Source organism: Marinobacter alexandrii, from assembly GCA_039984955.1.
Classification (GTDB): domain Bacteria; phylum Bacteroidota; class Bacteroidia; order Cytophagales; family Cyclobacteriaceae; genus Ekhidna.
Genome location: JBDWTN010000007.1, coordinates 2,618,733 through 2,640,824, shown reverse-complemented (window position 1 = coordinate 2,640,824; position 22,092 = coordinate 2,618,733). Strand labels below are relative to the sequence as shown.

Sequence of the window (22,092 nt, the reverse complement as noted above, 5' to 3'; positions counted from 1 at the left end):
CTAATTTTTTACGAATTGGAGCTGTGGAATTTTCTGATAGATACTTGTACGTAGATCGTGCGAAGCATCCAACACCTTTTTGCCCAGTGCCGTGACTATGTAGAATTTTTTTCTCCTACCTCCTCGTTCTTCCGTAATTCCACCAAAACGTGAATCCACAAATCCCTTTTTTTCTAATCTTTTCAGTGCGACATGAATTGCACTGACATTGATTTTCTTTTTGGTTTCTTCAGTGAGAAATTCATGAATAGACACTCCATATGCCTGATCATGCTGAGCAGCCACTGTCAGTAATACGAGCTCTTCAAATTCACCTAATTGATATTCCATGGATCAAAATATTTACTTAACAAACGTGAATATAATATATAAGTTTCACTTTTGTTAAGTAAATAAAATAGCCACACCTTCAATCAATAAAATAAACTAAAGTGTAATTGAGATCTACTCCACTTTTGTAAGGATATCTGTACCGAGATACTTCATTTCAGGAAGTGTATACCAGCTTCTTTTTTGAGGAAATCTTAAGCTTTTGAATGAAACTTCATCTTCTAGGCCAATAAGCTCTCCCTTCCCAGCAGCCTCATCTTTATAAAATTTATACTGGACCAGTCTTCCAGTTTTCTGATCAATGAAGAAGTACCAGGTATCCTTCTCATACACTACTCTCAGAACATGGCATGCAATGCCATTGATATTTTCTTTCAAAACTTCTTCATCCAGAGCAGTCCCTTCATCTAATAGTTTCATTGGGAGTCCCCATAGATACAAGTAGTAATTGCGCATAAACAGCGATCTTTCTACTTCCTTATCTCCCAGTAAAACTTTCCCTTTTCCCTGGACAACCTCGTATATTTCTTCGTCATTTCTATTCACTTTGTAATAGTCCTTACCATTATCAAGGATGAAGGTTGAGAATCGCTCTGGTCCCTCAGGCCTTACTTCATTAAAAGTCAATATCGCTTTTAAAGTTGTCCACTCTCTATTTGGATCATGATACTTTATTGATTTTGCTAAGACTTCTTTTGAAGTTATTTGCGCAACAACTAGCAATGGAAAAAAGGCAATTAGAATAAAGAACTTTTTCATAGAGTGATAAATTACAAGACGTAATTGAGTAAAAAATGAGTAAAGCTGCAAAAACTGTATGGTTCTTTGGGTTCTACCTGATTATTGAGGGGTTATTTCTGATGATCGCTCCTTCTTGGGTATTAAATGCTATTGGTATACCTGACTCTGAAAGTATCTGGAGAGTTATTCTCGGTTTTGTAGTATCCGTTCTTGGGTATTATTATGTTAGGAATTCCAAAGAAAATCTACTTCCATTTTTTGGCTTCACTGTGCAAATCCGAATCGTACAGTTTGTGTTCTTCATTTGGCTTTATGTTTTTGAGAGAGGAACATTAGCTCTTGTGGCCTTCTCCTTTATTGAGTTTATCGCAGGGATGTGGACTTGGAGAGCTTTGAAGAGTTCACATTAAGATTTCCCCCACTGGCGGGGGTTGGGGGTGGATATGATAAAAGTGTAAAACCCTTCCTTCACCTCCGCTACTAGCTAAGCTGTTTTCATTTATTCCTCTCCCTAACCCTCTCCAAAGAGGGATAATTGGCCACTTAGCTCAATAGCTGTAACTCAATACCAGCAGAGGGCAATTATATTTTTTAAACAAAAATTAATTTTATTCGTATCTTATATTTTAAACAAAAATTAATTTAATGAGTCTACAACTTGGGACACTAGAAGAAATGATCCTCATTATCCTCCTAATGAAGGAAGAAACGTATGGATTTGAGATAGCCAAAGAGTACAAAAGCCAGTTAAATCAATCTATTTCTCTGCCTGCCATTCATGTAGTATTTAAGCGACTGGAAAAGAAAGGATTCGTAGACTCACGAATGGGGGATCCCACACCGGAACGGGGAGGAAAAGGAAAGCGCCTTTACAAAGCAACCAATAAAGGTTATGAAACTGCTCAGGAACTTCAACATCGACGAAATGAAATCTGGAAGGTAATCCCAAAATTGAATTTTAGTCCGGCATGAACACTCCTCAACATTCTCCAAAATGGGCTAAGAGACTCCTCGAGTTTTTTTTACGATCAGATTACTCTGACGAAATCCTTGGGGATATCACTGAAGCTTACCATTGGCGAATTGCTGAGGAGGGTAAAACTAAAGCCAAGTTCAAATTGATTCTAGAAGTGATTGTATCACTACGTCCAACCAACTTAAAATCTTTTTATCATTTATCCCTCAATACCATGATCATCAGAAACTATCTAAAAATTGCATTCAGAACCCTTCTGAAAAGAAAATCCACTTCTTTCATCAATATCCTTGGGCTATCTATAGGGGTAGCGTCATTTATCTTCATTTACCTGTACACTCACCAAATTTTCACATTTGATGATCATCACACCAACAAGGATCGCATCTTTTTGGCATACAAAGAACGTATCACTCCTGATGGTATTCAGCCAACTTATGATACCTGGATGCCTTTAAAAGATCGCCTGAAAAATGACTACCAACAAGTGGAGTACGCTACTAGGCATTATACAACTGAAGCCAGCATTTTAAAAAACAATCGCTATCTGGAAGAATCCATTACTTATACAGATGCTTCTTTATTTAAGATTTTCACTTTTCCCGTAGTTCATGGTAGTCTAAATAATGTATTTCCTACAAAACATTCCGTAGTACTCAACCAGGAGTTGGCCATCAAATATTTTGATACAGAAAATGCAGTAGCCAACAGTCTTGAGATTTTCTTGCCAGAAGAGGATACAACCATGCGTTATGAAGTGTCTGCAGTTATTCAAAATCATCCAGATAATGCATCAATAAGGCCCTCTCTGATTATTCCAATTGAGAGCATTCCGGTTTATCCTGAATTGTCTAATCGTTGGAATGGTTCCTTTTTGGAAACCTATGTACTCTTACAGAAACAGGAAGATGCAGTACCACTGGAAGCAGATTTTCCTAATCTTATTGAATCAATTTGGGATGCTGAAACTCGAGGAAACACTAACTTCAAACTGCTCCCTTTTGATCAAACGTACGACACTTTTTTCGGTGATTCATCCAATGCAAGAACATTACTGGTAATAGGAATTGGGATTCTTCTAATTGCGATTATCAATTTTATGAACCTCTCAACTGCCCAAGCCACACAACGCGCAAAAGAAATAGGATTGCGAAAGGTGTTGGGTGCATTTCAAGGTCAATTACGAGCTCAATTTATCACAGAGGCATTGGTAATGTCTTTTCTTGCTTGTACGATTGGGGTCTTCATTGTCGCAGTTCTAGTCTCTCAGTTTAATCAGTTTTTTGATGTAACAGTTTCGTTTAACCAATTCTCACTTCAAGAAATTATTATAGCTTTTTCGTTTTTGATCATCTGTCTGGGCTTTTTAAGTGGCAGCTATCCAGCATTCTACCTTTCATCCATTAGTGTCATTAAAGTATTGAGACAAAAGTTAGGGATAAGTAACTCGTCAAGTTTTCGGAGCGTACTGGTGGTTATTCAGTTTGCTATAGCACTTTTCTTAATAGCAGGTACCATCATCGTACACAAACAAATTAATTTCATGTCGAATAAGGATATGGGATTCGAGTCAGAAGGTATTTTAATTGTTTCTGCTTCGCCAAGAAGTTTTACCAATAGTGAATTAGCTCAATCTAGGCTCAATACCTTTAAAGAGGAGCTCATAAATAAATCTTATATCACAGATATATCCAGCAGTAGATCAGTTCCAACTTCATGGACTGGGAGTTTTGTTTTCGTAAGACCAAATGAGTGGGAAGGTGATCCACTGAGAATGAGATACACCTATGTGGACGCGAATTTCTTTGACATTTATGATATCCCTGTAAAATACGGACGAAACTTCTTGCCTGACTCTGAGGGAGATCAGCGTGGCTCTGTGATTTTGAATGAAGCTGCAGTCAAAGCTTTTCAGTTTACTCCTGAAAAAGAAAATACTATTCGAATTGGAAATACAGAAATCAATGTAGTCGGAATAGTCGAAGATTTTCATTTTGAAACGCTCCAGAATAAGGTGGGTCCAACACTTATTTTCCATCGAATAGCATCGAATCCTGTTGCTCATAGTACCATAACCCTAAAGATGGATATGAGTAATCTTGTTGAACGAATTGAAGAAATTGAGGCGATGTGGGATGAGTTAGGATCAACTCAGGAATTTACACACTCATTTATGAATGATCGTGTAGCTGGACTTTATGAGCAGGAAAACCGATATCTGGGAATGGTCGGATTGTTTTCAGCTCTTTCTATTGCGATTGCTTGTTTAGGTCTTTATGGATTGACCCTATTTATTATTGAAAAGAGAAGGAAAGAAATTAGTATACGAAAGGTTCTGGGGGCTCAGATCAATACCATTCTCAAATTGATATTCAAAGATTTCACCAAATGGGTAGCTATCGCTTTTATTATCAGTGTGCCTTTTGCTATTTACTTCCTCAACGCATGGCTTGAGTCTTACTACTATAGAATTTCTATTTCCTGGATCACTTTTGGACTTGCTCTTCTTATTGTTTTAGGGCTTGTAATTCTCACTGTTGGATATCAATCCATTAGAGCTGCTTCTTCAAATCCGGTTAATCATCTGAAGGACGAGTAACTAGATTTTTAAGGGAAATACTAGCAATGAAAACGCTGATGATTGCTAAAAACGTCCCAAGGATAAAAGGAGCTCCAGGGAAGTAAATTTCATTAGATGGATTGGTGAAATATCTAAATATTCCAGTCATCACCAAGGGTCCTATTATTGCGGATATGGTGACGATACTTGTCAGTCCACCTTGAAACTCTCCTTGCGCATTTTTGGGTACTTGGGATGTCATTAAAGATTGAAGCGAAGGCCCTGCTAGTCCGCCAAAAGCATAAGGTACAATAACAGCATAAATCATCCAGCCCTCCGGAACAATTCCTAAAAGCGAGAGTCCGAGTATATTGAAGAACAACCCAACATAAACAGCTTTAACCTCTCCAATCTTCTTCACAACTGGGCTGATAACTCCACCTTGAACAATGGCGACCATTACTCCAACAAAAGTTAGCGAAAGCCCTATTTCTGAAGCTCCCCATTTGAATTTTTCGGCTGTGAAATATGGCCAATTAGCTTGGGTAGCATTTGCTGCTATGTAAATGAAAAATAGACTAACGACTAGCCCAATAATGGCTTTATAATTAAACACTTGCTTTAAAGTACCAAATGGGTTTGCTCTTTTCCAGCTAAATTCTCTTCGATCTTCTTTTTTCAAAGATTCTGGTATCACAAAGTAGCCATACACCATATTTAAGAATGATAAACCTGCAGCAGCCATAAAAGGAACTTTCGTCCCAATATCCCCGAGCAAACCTCCCAAACTTGGCCCCACAACAAACCCTAGACCAAAAGCTGCTCCAATCATACCAAAATTCTTCGCTCGATCCTTAGGTGTACTTATGTCTGCAATATACGCATTCGCAACGGTCATACTTCCACCACAAATTCCAGCTATAGCTCTTGCTACAAAAAACCAGGCGATGGTAGGGGCAAATACAATGACTACATAGTCTAAACCTAAACCCAGTAAGGCAATGAGAAGTAGAGGGCGCCTTCCATATTTATCGCTCAAACCACCAAGGATTGGCGCAAAGAAAAACTGCATCACAGCATAGGTAGCTGTAAGGAGTCCACCGACAAATGCTGCCTCACTTGCACTAAGTCCACCTACTTCCTTAAATAATTGAGGTAAAACAGGAATAATCAATCCAATCCCTAGAATATCAATCAGCACAGTAATAAAAATGAATATGATTGCGGCTTGTTTGTTTTTCATATGACGAAAATGATCGGCATAGTTACTTTATTACCTCATAAATGGCAATCAAATAGGGTCATCAATTGGTAACCAAATACCTAAAAATATTTAACGCCAGCTGCGCATTCTCAGGAGCATCAGGACTGTTCATCCCGATTTTGGCTTTTCCTCGTACCTGAGCAGTAATCATAGCAGCCTCACCAAGCAATATCATTTTACCTTTTCCATGTTTCAAGCATGCCCCTTGATACCAACCTGATGCATTTTCATTCTTCGTTTCTTCCGAAAATTGCCAGGCAACATCCGGCATCAGAATGGCATGCGAATTATCATAAATCAGAAACGGAATGGCATCTTCTGAAGCTTTAAATACTGATCCTGTAAAAGAACCAATTCTGGATACCTTTTTTCCATAACCAGTATCAGTAGTCACTGGAGAATCAAACAAGGTATTGTGATTTCTATCAAAAACACTTGGTGGCCAATGCCTACCATTTTGAATAGCAAAAGAATTACTCCATTCTATGCCTAATCTTTTTGCTAAATCCTGAGCCGCTCCACCATATGGCATATGATCTGCAACAAAAAGCAGGCTACCTCCATTCTTTACAAAAGCTACAATAGCTTCTATCTCACCCTTTGTGAATGCAGAAGGACATGGATTTTGCCAATTTCCAACGTTAGAGTCATGAAGAGCATTTACTATGATCAACAGGTCATATTTAATTAAAACCTCCTCAGTAAATACCTGATCATTTGCAAAAACCTGTGCGCCATCTTCTTCCATCATACGAGTAAATGAGTAAAGCCCTCCTTCCTTTCTATGAAGATTGTTATGAGCTTCATCAACCAAGACTTTAGGACCATCCTCACTTAAGAACATAGGGCTGATAACGGGTACTCGAAAAGCACTATCTATTGTCGGTTGTGCTTCCAATAAGAAAGTAGCCGTTACAAAAAATATGACAAACCAATGTTTCATTTGAATTGAATCTTATTTGAGAGTCTATTGAAGCGCCAAATATGCAAGATTCCGGAAATGGTCAGCCCAATAGAAAGACCATACCATACCCCTTGCACACCATACCCTCCATGGAAAGCAAGCCAATACCCAACAGGAATAGCGATTAACCAATATGCAACAAAAGTGACTATTGTTGGCACCTTTACATCAGTTAACCCCCTGAGGACTCCCAAGCCAACTGCCTGAATGCCATCCGAAATCTGAAAAGCAGCAGCAATTATCAAAAGAGATGCCGCGGTGGCTTGCACTATATCATTTTCGATGTACAATGCAGGAAGTATATCTCTAAGCAAGATGAATGTCAGTCCACAAAATGCCATAAAGATTGTCACCAGTCCAAAGGAAGAAAAACCAGCGATCCGAAGGTTTTGTTTATCCTTTAATCCCATTTGATTTCCAATTCTTATGGTAGATGCTGCGGCTAATCCCGTAGCTGCCATGTAGCTAATAGCAGCCAAATTCAAAGCAATGTTATGAGCTGCCAAAGCTTCTGCACTTATCCACCCCACCATAATAGCTGCCGTGGCAAATGCTCCTACCTCAAATACATATTGAAGGCCTGAAGGCAATCCAATCTTTAGCAATTCTTTAATTCCCGACCATTGATATTTCCATTCAAATCCAGAAATTCTTTTCCTAACCCACCAGATCATTACAGAAAACATAATTACTCTAGCTAATAAGGTCGCAATACCCGCACCATTCAGCCCAAGTTCAGGAGCTCCAAGTTTTCCATAGATAAGCATATAGTTGAAAAACACATTGAGCAGATTAGCAAAAACAGACACGATCATAGGGCTAAATGTATCAGAAAGGCCTTCGGCATACTGCCTGAAAGTTTGGAAAATCATTAGTGGAATCAGTGATCCACACATGATAATGAGGTAAGGACCTGCTGCTGTTGCTACAGACTCATCCTGCCCGAAGTATCCGAGAAAATGACTGGCGAAATATCCGAGGGCGAAAAGAATAAGTCCCAATCCAAGATTCATGAAAAACCCGTCCTGAAGGAATTTTAATAATTTGGATTTATCCTTAACATCAGTTGCTGCTACCTTTGGTGTAATTGCGTAGCTCACACCTATTCCAAACAGCATTAAAACATGATAGATCGTTCCGGCAAACGTTGCAGCCGCCAAAGGAATAACACCTATCCTTCCTACCATGATACTATCAGAAACACCTACCATGATATGACCCAACTGACCTATGATCACTGGTAGAGAAAGGATAATGTTTTTTCTGATATGTTCCTTGAGCGTCATGACCTTTTTAAAATCAAGCCGCAAGGTAGTATCTTAGATATTCAACATGCAATAACCTTATCAGTAGTCCACAATTTGTTTACTAGATCATGAAAAAAATCTTCATTTTAATCACTTTTCTGTCATTTAATAGTCTTCTCTCTCAAGAGTCTATACTCGGAACATGGTATGTCATTGAAAACGATGATGAAAGTCGACAGAGAATTGTCTTGACCAGCAATGCTTTGGTTTCTGAGAGACTGGAAACCTATGAAGTTGAAGAGCCCTATTGGAAAAAAGATAAAGAGAGTGCAATCATCAGTCTGGAGAAAAAAGGATCAGGTTATCAAATACTAGGATTCTTACCTGAGAAGAATCAATATTTTGCAGGAGAATTCTGGACTGATAAAAATGGTGAGTTGAAGACTTTCCAGATGAGAGAGGCCAGTGCAAATAAAGAAGACGCGCTAAGTAAATTAGACAACAAGAATTCCAAGAAACTTCTTTCCAAGACCTATTATAATAAAAAGCGGATGGAAGAAATTAATCAGCTTCCTACATTAGAAAAGTTAACCAAGGAGGATCTCGTGGTTACTATGAAAGCGATGCTGGAATACTCTAAAGTATTAGAGAAATATGTTAACGAAAGTGGCGAAAAACACGCTCGCTTCATGGCCGTGAAAGCAATCGAGAACTTAAAAAATCAAAAATTCTTGGAGTTAGGATACAATCCCTTTGTGTTTGCCGACCCGTACTATATGGATCGCTTTAAGGAGGATACAGATGTGAACGAGTTGAATGAGAAGATGACGCTCATGAAGTTTTGATCAGTAGCAATATCAACTGAGTAACCGAGCCAATCGGTAAATAGCGGCAACACTTAAGCTATCTGTGATTTCGCCTCGATCGCACATTATCACAGCTTCCTGAAAAGGGAGCTTTTTTATTTGAAGATCTTCTGTTTCTTCGAACTCAGTTTCCCCTTGTGTCAACCCTTCAGCCAAGTAAGCAAATCCCACTTCATCTGTTACTGAATTGGAGGTGTGAATTTTACATATTTCTGTCCACTTTTTAGCTGTCAATCCCGTTTCCTCTTTGAGCTCTCGCTTTGCAGATTCTAGTTTAGGAATATCTAATGGTCCACCTCCCATTGGAATTTCCCAGCTGTATTCATCTAGTGTATAGCGATACTGGCCAACCAACCAAGTATTCTGATGTTCATCCAACGGAATAATGCCCAGTGCCCAGTTCTTGTAATGAACTTTTCCGTAGATACTTTTTCCTCCTCCTGGATTGGTCACATCATGTTCTGTGAGCTTGATCCATGGGTTGGAGTAGACTTCTTTGGAAGAGTGGGTGATCCAAGGGTTTTTCTCTTTCATGAAGTAAAAATAAGTAACGTCATTGCTTCGTCCGTCTGATTCGTGGAGAAGCAATCTCTAGTTTGAGATTACTTCGTCGTTCCTCCTCGTAATGACAGAAATATGCTACTCCACTCTCAACCCTAACTCCTTCCGAATCTCACGATCAGCATTGCTATTCTTCCCCCAGTAAGCTGATTTGATTGTATTAATTTTCTTGGCCTTAGTCGTTAGTTTTTCAGGCTTGCCAAAACCACTCAAATAGCTCTCCTCCCACCCAAGAATGGTATATGGAAAGGTGGATTCAAAATAGATATTTACAGATCGATTATCATATTCAATGGAATACATTTTATGAGCATCCCCTGCATAATCAGACTTTGATAGTTCTGAGATTTTCGTTGTAGCCTTTTTTACTCCGCTTTCTTGATGCCTCAATCTCAAGTAGAAAGTTGATGGCACCAATTCAACTTCTCCCACTGGTAAGCTTTCAGGGTTCAATCGTATCCTGGTCCATAATTCATCTTCTAAAATCGCATTCGGCACGGAGATATCTACATCACCTTCAGATTCAAAATAAGAGTAACCTCTCAATCGATAATCCTTCTCTTCCAGATTTAACTGCATGAATGTATGCCCGCACCATTCTTGAGAAGAAGTTGTGACCTTAAATGGATCAGGATGTTTGTCAGCAGAGACTGGTGTAAATGTGCTCATCATCATGGAATAAGGATAGATTCCCGTCAGGAACTTCTTAGTCATATTCAATTTCATCACACTTACATTATCCGGACTCTGGTCTCTCCAGTTATCCAGCTTTACTTGCTTCTTCTTAGAAAAAGGCTCAGTCACAAAGACAAGTACCGCTTCACCTGAGTGAACTTCTCCATATCGAGCTTGCTGCAATTCATAACTAGTAATTTCTGCTTTGCCAGCATACCAATAGTCATTAAAGCTTTTCGGTTTGATCGTTGAAATTTCTTGCGAATTGGAAGGTGTACAAGCAGTCAACGAAATAAAGAGAAAGCAATAGATGAAGTTCTTCATGATTGTAGGGTTTATTATATAAAACTAAAACCGAATGATTTGTTCCAATTACCGAAAGCGTACTTTTGCGGCATGAATTATTTATCGGTTGAAGACCTTAGTAAAAGCTACGATGAAAAGAAGCTTTTTGAGAGCATCACCTTCGGGCTGGATCAAGGACAGAAAGCGGCACTTGTGGGTGTGAACGGGACAGGTAAATCCACACTCATGAAAGTGATCGCAGGGATAGAAGTTCCTGATAAAGGAATTGTTTCCTTTCGAAAAGGTCTGACCGTATCTATGCTTCCTCAGCATCCTGAATTCAATCCAGATGAAAAAATCATCGAGGCGGTATTTGCTGAAGACAAAGAAGAACTAAATGTCATCCGTGACTATGAGCGTGCGATGTATAAGACAGAGCATGATCCAGAAAATGCACCTGACCTCTCTCCAATATTAGAGCGAATGGATGCTTTGAATGCTTGGGAATATGAGCATCAGATCAAAGCAATTCTCGGACAGCTAGGCATTCATGACCTGGAAAAGAAAATGGGCGACCTTTCAGGTGGTCAAAAAAAACGTGTGGCAATCGCACAAGCACTTGTGGTAAATCCAGACTTCCTCATATTGGATGAACCTACTAACCACCTTGACCTAGCATTGATCGAATGGCTTGAAAATTATCTAGCAACAGCTAATCTTACACTATTGATGGTAACTCACGATCGTTATTTTCTCGATCGGGTAACGAATGAAATTCTTGAAATAGAGCACGGTGATATTTTCAGATACAAAGGAAACTACAGTCAGTTTTTAGAGAAAAAAGCTGAACGCATGGAGATGGAGGCTTCCTCCATAGATAAAGCCAAGAATCTTTTCAAAACAGAACTGGAATGGATGAGAAGACAACCAAAGGCACGAGGTACTAAGGCCAAGTATCGGGTGGATGCTTTTCAAGATGTGAAAGCTAAAGCGCACAGTGCTGTGCAGAACCAAAAGATGGAGGTAAACCTAAAAGGGGAACGTCAGGGCAAGAAGATTCTAGAACTCGAACATGTCCATAAATCCTTCGAAGGGCTTCAACTTGTGAAAGACTTTAGCTATGTATTCAAGCGAAGAGAGAAGATCGGTATCATAGGACCAAATGGAGTTGGGAAGTCTACATTTCTAAATATTCTCTCACAGAAAATAAAGCCTGACACTGGTGAAATTGAGATCGGTCAGACTACCAAATTTGGCTACTACACACAGGACGAAACCATCTTTGATCCAAACAAGAAGGTGTTGGATATTGTCAAAGAGGTAGCAGAATACATTGAGCTAGATAATGGGAGTCAGGTTACAGCCTCGCAACTCTTGAATCAGTTTATGTTTCCTCCCAAAATGCAGCACAATTTTGTGGGGAAACTGAGTGGTGGAGAAAAACGAAGACTACAACTACTACGCGTATTGATGGCCAATCCTAACTTCCTGATCCTCGATGAGCCAACAAATGATTTGGACATTACAACCCTGAATGTCCTGGAAGACTATCTTCAAAACTTTGCCGGTTGTCTGATGATCGTATCTCACGATAGATACTTCATGGATAGGTTGGTTGATCACTTGTTTGTATTCGAAGGGAATGGTAAAATCAGAGACTTCCCTGGTAACTATACTGACTATCGAGACAAAGTAGGTGTGCCAGTTGCTGAATTGCCAGCACAAGAAAAAATAGGAAATGATCAAAATAAGGAAGATTCCGGCACAAGGCCAGAAGAAACAAAAAAATCTCGAAAGCTTAGCTACAATGAACAGCGTGAACTGGATCAGTTGGATAAAGACATCCCAAAACTAGAAGCTAAAAAGGCAGAACTTCAGGAATCTCTTACTTCAGAAACTGAGTACGAAAAACTTCAGGAAATAAGCAATAAGATAAAAGAGGTAGAAGGAGAGCTGGAAGAAAAAGAGATGCGCTGGTTGGAGTTGAGCGAGGTTTAAGAGATTTTAGGCTTTAGATATTGGATATTAGACAATATCTATATCTACATTTGTATTAACAAGGGGTGCCAAACCGCAATTGCGGTAGAAACGGCTGAGATCATACCCATAAACCTGATCCGGGTAATGCTGGCGTAGGGACTGATGATGATGAGAATCATGATCAAAGTATGATAACCAATGAATGGAGAGTCCCCACTTTCCAATGGTTAAATGTTAAATTTTTAAACACATGAAATTTTTATTCTTAGCAGCTGGGTTACTGCTTGCAAACTTGACATACAGTCAAGAATCATTGAAAACGGTACAATTGGATGATGTCACTGTTTATTCAACACGAGCAAATGAAAAAACACCAACCACCTATTCTACGGTGAACAAAAAGGAATTGACCGAACGCAATCTTGGTCAGGACTTACCGATTTTACTCAACTTCACTCCTTCGCTAGTTACCACTTCGGATGCCGGAGCTGGAATTGGTTACACGGGTCTGCGTATACGAGGTAGTGATGCTACTCGTATCAATGTAACCATCAATGGTATACCTGTAAATGATTCAGAATCGCACGGAGTGTTTTGGGTAAACATGCCTGATCTCTCCTCTTCTTTAAATAGCGTTCAGATACAGCGAGGAGTAGGTACTTCATCTAATGGGGCAGCCGCATTTGGAGCCACAGTAAGCTTAAAGACCAATAATGTATCTCCAGAAGCATTTTTTCAGACAGACAATACCATTGGCAGTTTTAATACCTTGAAAAATAATGTAACGTATAATACAGGTCTGATGAATGGGGTATACAATTTTGAAGCAAGACTATCTAGAATCACTTCCGATGGATTCATTGATCGGTCTGCTGCTGATTTAAAATCTTACTATCTATCCGGAGGTCGTTATGGTGAAAAAACAATGATCAAAATGGTCATGTTTGGCGGTCAGGAGATTACCCAACAAGCATGGTATGGAACACCAGAAGCAAGGCTCACCGGCAATGCCGATGACATACAAGAACTCATTGATTTTGGTGGTGAATACAGCACTCCTGAACAACTGGACAATTTGAGAAACTCCGGAAGATCTTTTAATTACTATCTGTATGATAACGAAGTGGATAATTACCGCCAAGATCATTATCAGCTGCATGTAGGACACACCATATCTGAAAATTTCAATTTTTCAGGGGCATTACATTACACCAGAGGAAGAGGTTTTTTTGAGCAATTCCGGGATAGTGATGAATTTGGAGACTATGGACTTGAAAATATTATTTTTCAACGGGATACTATCTTCAGTGATGCTTTTTCCGAAGATAGTGGTTATTCAAATTCCTCATTTGGGAACAATCTTGAAAACGATCCAGAAATCTTATTTAATGTGCTTTTTGATAATAATGGTGACACTATTAGAGATGTAGGTGGAAATGTACTATTAGAAGGAATAGCCCAGCGTTCTGAAACAGATATTATAAGAAGAAGGTGGTTAGACAATCATTTTTATGGAGCTACTTACTCAATTAACTACAATAAAAATGAATGGGATGTGACTCTTGGAGGAGCATGGAATAGGTACGATGGTGATCATTTTGGCGAAATCATCTGGGCTGAGTTTGCGAATGCAACTAACATAAGAGACAGGTACTATTCCGGAAATGGGGAAAAAACTGATTTCAATACTTTCTTGAAAGTAAACTATCAATTGAATGATGAACTTAATTTGTTTGGGGATGCTCAAATAAGAAAAATAAATTACGAAACGTCGGGATTAGACAATGATCGAGAAGCATATGACGTGGATACAGGCTTTACCTTCTTCAATCCGAAATTTGGGCTGACATACTCACTTAACAATTCTACCAATTTGTATGCTTCTTACGCCATAGGAAATAGAGAACCCGTAAGATCCGATTTCATTGACGCCAATGATGGAACTGAACCTAAGCATGAAACATTGAAAAACATTGAGATAGGAGTTCGCTCCACAAGTTCAAATTTTTCATACGAGGCTAACTTCTATCATATGAATTACGAAAACCAATTGGTGGTGACCGGTGCTGTAAATGATGTGGGTTCACCTATTAGGGTGAACGTTCCGAAAAGCTTCCGTATGGGTATTGAGTTAGCTGGAGCATACAAATTCTTGGATAACTTAACATGGTCTGCCAACCTCACACTTAGCAGAAATAAGATTGATCAATTTTCTGAAATAGTATTTGCAAGTTTTGGTGAGATACAGCATGCTAATACCGACATTTCTTTTTCTCCAAACGTTATAAGTGCAAGTGATCTAAGCTATTCTCCTATAGATGGACTTTCACTGCAATTATTAACCAAGTATGTAGGTAAGCAGTTTCTGGACAACACTTCCAATGATAACCGAGCAATTGAAGCGTATTTGACTAATGATGTACGTATTGCGTATGATTTCACCTTTGGTGATGTAAAGAACATTGGCATCTCTCTTTTGGTAAACAATGTACTTGACGAAGAATATTCCTCCAATGGATACACATGGGGATACTATTACGGTGACGATCAACTGTATCAACAAAACAATTATTATCCGCAAGCTGGAAGGAACTTTTTGTTGGCTGTTAGTTTGAAATTTTAAATCAGCTGTAAGATGAAAACACTAAAACTAGCACTAGACTGGACACCTAATGTGAATCACATTGGGTTCTTCGTAGCTCGGGAAAAAGACTTCTATCAAGATCAGGGAGTATCGGTAGAGATTACCTCCCCAGCTGATGATAATTATGCAGTTACTCCTGCTAAGAAGGTAGAAATGGGTGAAGTGGATTTTGCTTTATGCCCGATGGAAAGTATCATCAGTTATCGAACAAAAGCTAATGCATTTCCAATGAAGGCAATTGCTACTATCTTCAAAGAAGATGTGAGCGCAATTGCTTCACTCAAAGAATCTGGTATCACAAGCCCTAAGGATTTAGATAACAAAATCTACGCTTCTTATAAAGCAAGGTATGAAGATGAGATTGTGAAGCAAATGATCAGAAATGATGGAGGTAATGGAAACTTTCAGATCAGCTATCCTGAAAAACTAGGCATTTGGGAGACACTACTCAAAGGGAATGCTGATGCTACATGGATATTTCTCAACTGGGAAGGCGTTGAAGCAAAAGGGAATGGAGTGGAATTGTCTTCCTTTCAAATGAAAGATTATGGCGTTCCATATTCCTATTCTCCGGTCATAGCAGCCAGAGAGAAATATATCGAAGAGCGGTTTGACACCTACAAAGCATTTATATCAGCTACCAAAGAAGGCTTTATTTACTCAATAGCGCATCCTGATGAAGCGGCTGACATACTTGCTCCAAATCTTTCCAAGCAAGATGAGAAAATGGACTTAAAAGAAGCAATCCAATTTTCATCAGATTATGTAGACACAACAGATTCATGGGGTATCATGGATGATGATAACGTTTCTAGCTATGTAGAATGGTTAAAAAAGCATGGATTGGAAACCAAAGTTTCTAGTTCAGAATTATTTACTAATAAGCTCCATTAACTGAACAATGTACTTAGGAGACCATTTTGAAGTAGTGATACTAAATCCAAACTTTGAAATGGTCTCTTTATTTGGCTTCAGGCAGTTATTAAAATCAAGTTGCTAATTTTAAGTAACCACTATTTAGATTTTAATGATTTCAAAAAGAAAGATTTTAGGAATTAGCTTCGTATTCGTGGCATTCTTCACCTTTGGACAGTCTCAACATTCTTATTCAAATATTGAGAAGCATATCGGAGAATATTCAAATTACAAAAAACCACATTTTCTAGCTTTCGACTTTTCTGGTGAAGACCCTTCCTTTAGAGAAATGCCCTTTAAAATCACTCAGATCATCGACAGTACAGGTAACAACCAGATCTATGGATTTGTATACAAAGGATATCAAAACACAAAAAGACCAATCAAATTTAAAAACGGATTAGAGTTCCAATTTCAACAATTTATAGCCAACTATAGCTTTCATAACCCCCTGGGGAAAAGTATCGTGATGGTCGTGACTGACTTTTGGATTGATCCTAAAAAAGATTTGACAAGAAAGTTTGGAGTGATGTCTTTAAAGGTGGCATATTATGAAAACGGTCAGTTAGTTTTCTCTGACACTCAAACAGAAAGTCTCAAGAAGGGGAAATTGAAACTTTATAATGAATCAATCTCACAAATGCTTGGATCTAGCCTAGAGAGACTCTCAACAGAAATTACAAATCAATAGCTTAATCGTCTATTACTACCTTCTCTAACTCGGTATTAATCAATGCAATTTCATCACTTGACAATTGAAAACCCATACTTTTAGCGTTCTCGCTTGCTTGTTCGCCATTTCGGGCGCCCACTAAAGCCGATGTAATGCCAGGACGTTGAATGGTCCAATTAATCACAAGCTGCGCCAAAGCAACTCCATGATCATCAGCAATTGGTTTTATTTTTTGAAGAAATTCATTCGTCCTGGATCGATTGGGTTCCTTAAACCATTTAGTTCCCGGGCGATGATCATCTCCTTTGAATTCATAATCTGAAGTAATCTTCCCGGTCAGCAATCCTCTTTGCAAAGGACTGTATGCAAGAATACCAACATTCTCTTCCTCACAAAAGGGAACAATATCCTTCTCGATCTTGCGATACACCATGCTGTAAGGTGATTGAGTCGACGCAAGATCAATGATTTTATCTGCACGTTTCATCATTTCAACAGTGTGATTAGACATCCCAATTGCTCTGACCTTACCTTGTTGCTGGAGTTCCTTCAACACTTCCATTGTCTCCTCGATTGGAGTAGTGGCATCTGGCCTGTGGATTTGAATAAGATCAATATAGTCTGTGCCTAATCGCTGAAGGCTATCTTCTACTTCCTGAATAATGCCGTCTCTTCCTGAATAAGCATGAACCGTATAGGATTTTCCATGCCCCTCTCCGTCAAAGTAAAACTCTCCTTTTTTGGTTTTCCAGTTTATGCCAAACTTGGTGAGTATTTCCACCTTATCTCGACCCAATTCTTTGATGGCTTTTCCTACCAACGATTCACTATGACCATACCCATAGATTGGAGCTGTATCAATGGAGCTTACACCTAAATCGAAACTAGTTTTAATAGCTTCCAACGCATGTTGATCATCGTTTCCGCCCCAAGCTGAGCCACCAATGGCCCACGCTCCGAATACGATCGGCGAAATTTTAAGGTCTGATTTTCCTAACTGTACTTTTTGCATATCTACTGTCTTCCTAAAACCATTGTCCAAAGTGCACCTTCATTTGATCTGGCCACTCCGACATGGGTAGCATTACTATTCATAATATTTTTACAATGTCCCGAGCTCTCCATCCAACCTTGCATCACACTTTCCTCTGATTGGTAACCTGAAGCTATGTTTTCGCCAACTGGGGAACCTTCAAATCCCGCAGACTTAGCTCTTTCGGAGAATTTTCTTCCATCCTGAGAGGTATGATCAAAATAACCATTTTGCTGCATGTCATTGCTGTGATCGAGTGCTGCTTTTGCAAGTTCATCACTCCATTGCAAGCCTCCGGTGTTAGGTAAATTATCTCCACCACAGTTTGCTCCAGACCGACGATGATTATTCACAATGTTCAAAATTGAATTGGGGTCAAGATTGATTTCCACACTTGAGTTGATTCCATCATCATCACCACAAGAAAAGATTGAAAGCCCCATCAATACGATTAAACTCAGTGATCTTGCTTTTCTAAATGTCTGATAAATTTTCAAGTCGGATTTTCGGGATGAAATTTTTTTCATATTAATCTGATGAATTATTTAAGATAAACCTGACTCCTAACCTCCACGAATTTAAACCAAATGTTGATTGGAAGTTTTGATTAATAGCCTTCAAATCTTCCCCATTAGGAACATCAATCTTTTCTTCATTTCTACGATATTCTATAAATCCAATGCTTCCTGTTAGTGCCCACTTTTCATTAGCAAAATAATACATTCTTGGTGCTAATGACACTCTATATTGAACTATACTATTATCAACTTCACCTGAAAAATCTTCTCCTTTTCTTTTTCCAAACCCTATTGATCCTGAAAGAGAAGGAGCTATAAACAGCCTGTTTTCTATCTGTAGCAATCTCTCATAACCAAGAACAAATGAGTAAACATTATTTGTTGTCACTAACTGTGTAAAGCCGGATGAAAAGAATCGATTATTGGTTCCTTTGTTGAAGAGTAGATTAGCTCCTATATAAAGGAGTTGATTCTTCTTTATTGCAATTCCTATATTAGGTAATATATTAATAGTTCTTGACTCGGTTCTAAAAGTTCTTAAGGTCCCATCAAGTGCCCCTATGGTTTCAGAATTACTTAATATATAAGAAAAATTTAGATCAATGATTTCTGCACCCTTTTGAATTTGTCCATAAGCAATAAAAGACAATGAGATTAACCCGATACAAATAATATTCCTCATAAGAATTTTCTTACAAGAATAACAAAAAAAGGCGGCTCGTTACGAGCCTCCTTTACCAATTTAAAAACTACTACTTTTCCTTTTGATTTTATTGTTTTGAGATCTTGAATTCGAAATCACACATTTCCGAAAGATCCAATCCCATGTCTACCATTTCATCTTCATTACTTGAAGTATAAGACCAGTAGATTTTCACAGTTTTGCCAGCAGCATGAGCCTTGTTCAATCTCTGAATGATTTTAAACATGTATGCTGCGGATGAAGTGTTGAATAACTCATACTTGAAGTGAATGGCAAGCTCGTCTCGATTCACAAAATGTGATTCAATGTTTGCAAGCATTTCACAGTACTTTATCCAAGCATCATCTGTGATGCTCCACCCTACTACAGTAATCAGATTGAGACTTCCCAGGTAGTGAACTTTAAATACTTTGAGTTCACTTTTTACCAGGTGCAGAGGAGATACTTCTTCTTGATGTGTTTCGTTTATTGTAAGCGCGTTCATAATGGTATAATTAAATTCTTGTGAGTAGATTGGAAAAGGATATTAAAAAGAAAAAGACACTGAGCCTTGTAAGGTGGGTCGGAAGCTTCTTGTTCCTACACCCATACCGATTCTGACATGCTTCATAGGCTTATAGTCTGCGAGGATCGATGGTGTGATTGCGAAGTTTTCTCCATTTGTCATACCCGTTCGCACCTGTGCTTTTACAACAAATTTTTCTCTGACAGTGATAGGCACTGCGAAGTAGATACCACTGAACTCTTCCTCATATTCTCTTGGAAGTGCTTCTTTCTGCTCTTCACTCATCATGAATGATTCCATCAAAGATGCTTCCTGAAAGAATGCTCCGAATTCCCAAGCGTATCGGTTTTCTAATCCAATAGATGTTCCTGTCTTCGGGCTCATGTGAGTCTTTTCTACGTAGGTTCTAATGATTACAGTTTGTGCTGATAGAGTTCCTAGAATTGCCACAAAAAAGATCGGAAGTAGTAATTGCTTTTTCATTTTCGTATTGGTTTTAAATTGTTTGATAATTCAAAAGTCCGAAAATGAGTGGTCGAAACTGAGAGTGATTCTCTGGTTCTTAATATTTCCGAAAATCACTGAGAAATGTACGGATGATACTTATAGCAATAGCACGTATCGAATTGCGGAATTTACTTAGATGATCCAGTCACATACATTTTTAACTGCTATCCATGCTTTAGAAGGGGAATTCCTAAACTTAGAAAGTGCTTTTAAAAGAGCTAGACTGATTTATCTACTGTTAGAATGAAGAAAAAAGGCGATCCCTTCGGAACCGCCTCTTGATCAAATTCAATCTTCATTACTGCGGACTCATGCTCTTAGCTAAATCCACCAATTCAATAAACTCGCTTCGATAGCCAAACTCATCTGATCCTTTGGAGGACCTTGCTAAGGCTAGCACATTTGAATAGTTTAGGTCTCCTTTATACTCAGAATTACGCAAGAGCATTCCAAATCCAGCTACAGCCATAGACCAGTCCAGGTTATTGCTTGACTTTCTAATCTGATTTCCCACAACCTGGGTGATCAACTTACTCTTGTTTCCATCAGGTTCTTTGTATCGGAATTTTACAGTCAACAAATCATTGGAAATTACAGGCACGTTGTTATCGTTTGCTTGATACTTCAGAGGGTCAATGTCTTTCACAAACTCACTATCTACTCCTACCGGAATAATCTCATACAATGCCGTTACTGTGTGCCCACTTCCAAGTTCTCCTGCATCTTTCTTATCATCATTGAAATCCTCATCATTCAACATTCTGTTTTCATACCCGATCAATCGGTATGCTTGAACCACTGCTGGGTTAAACCCCACCTGAATCTTCACATCTTTCGCAATGGTGAACATAGTTCCGCCAAATTCATTTACTAACACTTTCTTTGCCTCCTTCATGTTATCGATATAAGCATAATTTCCGTTTCCCTTATCTGCCAATATTTCCATTTTCGAGTCTTTGTAATTTCCCATTCCAAATCCCAACACAGTCAGAAATACTCCTTCACTTCGCTTTTCCTCAATCATACGCTCCATTGAGGCATTACTGGAAGCACCAACATTAAAATCTCCATCAGTAGCTATCACTACCCGGTTATTTCCTCTTTCCATATATTGCTCCTTAGCTAGCTTGTATGCGAGCTGGATACCCGCTCCACCAGCAGTTGACCCACCAGCTTGCAGCTTATCCAACGCATCCATGATTTTCTTCTTGTCATTCCCATCGGTCGGTTCAAGAACAACACCAGCTGCTCCAGCATACACTACGATAGATACTTTGTCTTGAGGACGAAGCTCATTCACCAAAAGCTTGAATGAGGACTTTAACAATGGTAATTTATTCGGAGCACTCATTGAGCCAGACACATCCAGCAAAAACACGATGTTTGAGGCTGGAAGATTATCCAACTCAATTTTCTTTCCTTGAAGCCCTATTTGCGCTATAAGATGCTTTTCATTCCAAGGCGCTTTGGCTAATTCAGTATTAATCGAGAATGGATCTTTTCCTTCTGGGTTCTTATATTCATAATTGAAATAATTTATCATCTCTTCAATTCGTACTACGTCTTTTTGTGGCAGCTGCCCATTATTGATAAACCTCCGCATGTTGCTATAAGAAGCTGCATCCACATCTATCGAAAAGGTCGAGAGTGCATGATCCAAAACTTTTCTAAATCCATTTTCATGAATCGTTGCATATTCTTCGGTATTATGATTTATTCCTTGCTCTTGAAAATAAGCAGGTGAATAACTCATGGTTTTTTTTTCTGCTCTCCCCACCTTTGATCTGAGCAGCATAGGTCTTGATACAGCATCCTCTACCACTATTTCTTGCAGCTCCATTTCACTTGATACGAGTGCAACATCTATGATCTTTCTCTTACCCACTCTGGTTTCCTGAGATTCAAAACCAATATAAGAGAAGACCAGAACAGACCGCTCATTGGGCACCTCTATAGAATAAAAACCATTGATATCTGTGATGACACCTGTTGTTGTTCCTTTGATTACCACATTCACTCCAGCTAGCGTTTGCCCGCCATCCTCATAGACCGTACCATTCACATACTTGGCATTAACATTGAATGCCAGTAATATTAAGAAGATGATTATTAGATTTTTCATGCCATTTTTCATTTGATTTGACA

Annotated in this window: 21 protein-coding genes and 1 riboswitch; of the genes, 8 read left to right on the top strand and 13 right to left on the bottom strand. The window is 38.8% G+C overall.

Translation table 11 applies throughout. The features are described from left to right. Positions 1–330: a PadR family transcriptional regulator gene (locus ABJQ32_18115; GenBank protein ID MEP5291577.1), complete on the bottom strand. Its 330-nt coding sequence runs from the start codon at positions 328–330 to the stop codon at positions 1–3. Positions 331–444: 114 nt separating this feature from the next. After that, positions 445–1,089: a DUF6503 family protein gene (locus ABJQ32_18110; protein ID MEP5291576.1), complete on the bottom strand. Its 645-nt coding sequence runs from the start codon at positions 1,087–1,089 to the stop codon at positions 445–447. A gap of 35 nt (positions 1,090–1,124) precedes the next feature. Between ABJQ32_18110 and ABJQ32_18105 the strand changes: the two genes are divergently transcribed. The 3 genes from ABJQ32_18105 to ABJQ32_18095 all read left to right on the top strand — a co-directional run bounded on the left by ABJQ32_18105 (position 1,125) and on the right by ABJQ32_18095 (position 4,646). Beyond that, on the top strand, positions 1,125–1,481 hold the full coding sequence (locus ABJQ32_18105) for a hypothetical protein (GenBank protein MEP5291575.1): 357 nt from the start codon (positions 1,125–1,127) through the stop codon (positions 1,479–1,481). Between the two features lie 235 nt (positions 1,482–1,716). Then, positions 1,717–2,043, top strand: a complete 327-nt coding sequence (locus ABJQ32_18100; protein MEP5291574.1) for a PadR family transcriptional regulator — start codon at positions 1,717–1,719, stop codon at positions 2,041–2,043. Continuing rightward, a complete protein-coding gene (locus ABJQ32_18095; protein MEP5291573.1) occupies positions 2,040–4,646 on the top strand; it encodes an FtsX-like permease family protein in 2,607 nt (868 codons plus the stop codon). Before ABJQ32_18100 ends, ABJQ32_18095 begins: the two co-directional genes overlap by 4 nt. On the opposite strand, the gene ABJQ32_18090 is transcribed toward ABJQ32_18095, so the two are convergent. The 3 genes from ABJQ32_18090 to ABJQ32_18080 all read right to left on the bottom strand — a co-directional run bounded on the left by ABJQ32_18090 (position 4,624) and on the right by ABJQ32_18080 (position 8,121). Then, positions 4,624–5,850 (bottom strand): TCR/Tet family MFS transporter, encoded by a 1,227-nt coding sequence (locus tag ABJQ32_18090; GenBank protein MEP5291572.1) that lies wholly within the window; start codon positions 5,848–5,850, stop codon positions 4,624–4,626. The genes ABJQ32_18095 and ABJQ32_18090 overlap by 23 nt on opposite strands. Before the next feature lie 61 nt (positions 5,851–5,911). Continuing rightward, entirely contained in the window at positions 5,912–6,814 is a 903-nt protein-coding gene (locus tag ABJQ32_18085; protein ID MEP5291571.1) for a DUF4350 domain-containing protein, read from the bottom strand. After that, a complete protein-coding gene (locus ABJQ32_18080; protein ID MEP5291570.1) occupies positions 6,811–8,121 on the bottom strand; it encodes an MATE family efflux transporter in 1,311 nt (436 codons plus the stop codon). Before ABJQ32_18080 ends, ABJQ32_18085 begins: the two co-directional genes overlap by 4 nt. A gap of 89 nt (positions 8,122–8,210) precedes the next feature. Between ABJQ32_18080 and ABJQ32_18075 the strand changes: the two genes are divergently transcribed. After that, positions 8,211–8,927, top strand: a complete 717-nt coding sequence (locus ABJQ32_18075; protein MEP5291569.1) for a hypothetical protein — start codon at positions 8,211–8,213, stop codon at positions 8,925–8,927. 12 nt (positions 8,928–8,939) lie between these two features. Here the strand turns inward: ABJQ32_18075 and ABJQ32_18070 are convergent, their stop codons facing one another. After that, positions 8,940–9,482 carry an NUDIX hydrolase gene (locus ABJQ32_18070; protein MEP5291568.1) on the bottom strand — a complete coding sequence of 181 codons (543 nt, stop codon included), beginning with the start codon at positions 9,480–9,482 and terminating at the stop codon, positions 8,940–8,942. Positions 9,483–9,587: 105 nt separating this feature from the next. Further along, positions 9,588–10,508, bottom strand: coding sequence for a hypothetical protein (locus tag ABJQ32_18065; GenBank protein ID MEP5291567.1), 921 nt, complete (start codon positions 10,506–10,508; stop codon positions 9,588–9,590). 72 nt (positions 10,509–10,580) lie between these two features. Between ABJQ32_18065 and ABJQ32_18060 the strand changes: the two genes are divergently transcribed. From ABJQ32_18060 to ABJQ32_18045, 4 genes are all read left to right on the top strand, one after another. After that, complete coding sequence (locus tag ABJQ32_18060) at positions 10,581–12,467, top strand: ABC-F family ATP-binding cassette domain-containing protein (protein ID MEP5291566.1); 1,887 nt, start codon at positions 10,581–10,583, stop codon at positions 12,465–12,467. Positions 12,468–12,518: 51 nt separating this feature from the next. Beyond that, positions 12,519–12,626, top strand: a riboswitch (TPP riboswitch). A gap of 73 nt (positions 12,627–12,699) precedes the next feature. Further along, positions 12,700–15,072, top strand: coding sequence for a TonB-dependent receptor (locus ABJQ32_18055; GenBank protein MEP5291565.1), 2,373 nt, complete (start codon positions 12,700–12,702; stop codon positions 15,070–15,072). A gap of 12 nt (positions 15,073–15,084) precedes the next feature. Beyond that, positions 15,085–15,987, top strand: a complete 903-nt coding sequence (locus tag ABJQ32_18050) for an ABC transporter substrate-binding protein (GenBank protein MEP5291564.1) — start codon at positions 15,085–15,087, stop codon at positions 15,985–15,987. Positions 15,988–16,162: 175 nt separating this feature from the next. Further along, the gene (locus ABJQ32_18045; protein ID MEP5291563.1) at positions 16,163–16,699 is read left to right on the top strand and encodes a hypothetical protein; all 537 of its coding nucleotides are present in this window, start codon (positions 16,163–16,165) and stop codon (positions 16,697–16,699) included. Position 16,700: 1 nt separating this feature from the next. Here the strand turns inward: ABJQ32_18045 and ABJQ32_18040 are convergent, their stop codons facing one another. The 6 genes from ABJQ32_18040 to ABJQ32_18015 form a co-directional block, all read right to left on the bottom strand. After that, entirely contained in the window at positions 16,701–17,693 is a 993-nt protein-coding gene (locus ABJQ32_18040; GenBank protein ID MEP5291562.1) for an aldo/keto reductase, read from the bottom strand. Between the two features lie 2 nt (positions 17,694–17,695). Next, complete coding sequence (locus tag ABJQ32_18035; protein ID MEP5291561.1) at positions 17,696–18,241, bottom strand: CAP domain-containing protein; 546 nt, start codon at positions 18,239–18,241, stop codon at positions 17,696–17,698. 1 nt (position 18,242) lies between these two features. After that, the gene (locus tag ABJQ32_18030) at positions 18,243–18,914 is read right to left on the bottom strand and encodes a hypothetical protein (protein ID MEP5291560.1); all 672 of its coding nucleotides are present in this window, start codon (positions 18,912–18,914) and stop codon (positions 18,243–18,245) included. Between the two features lie 88 nt (positions 18,915–19,002). Beyond that, the gene (locus ABJQ32_18025) at positions 19,003–19,419 is read right to left on the bottom strand and encodes a SiaC family regulatory phosphoprotein (GenBank protein ID MEP5291559.1); all 417 of its coding nucleotides are present in this window, start codon (positions 19,417–19,419) and stop codon (positions 19,003–19,005) included. 42 nt (positions 19,420–19,461) lie between these two features. Beyond that, positions 19,462–19,923: a hypothetical protein gene (locus ABJQ32_18020; protein ID MEP5291558.1), complete on the bottom strand. Its 462-nt coding sequence runs from the start codon at positions 19,921–19,923 to the stop codon at positions 19,462–19,464. Between the two features lie 322 nt (positions 19,924–20,245). Next, positions 20,246–22,069: a von Willebrand factor type A domain-containing protein gene (locus tag ABJQ32_18015; protein ID MEP5291557.1), complete on the bottom strand. Its 1,824-nt coding sequence runs from the start codon at positions 22,067–22,069 to the stop codon at positions 20,246–20,248. Between the last annotated feature and the right edge of the window lie 23 nt (positions 22,070–22,092).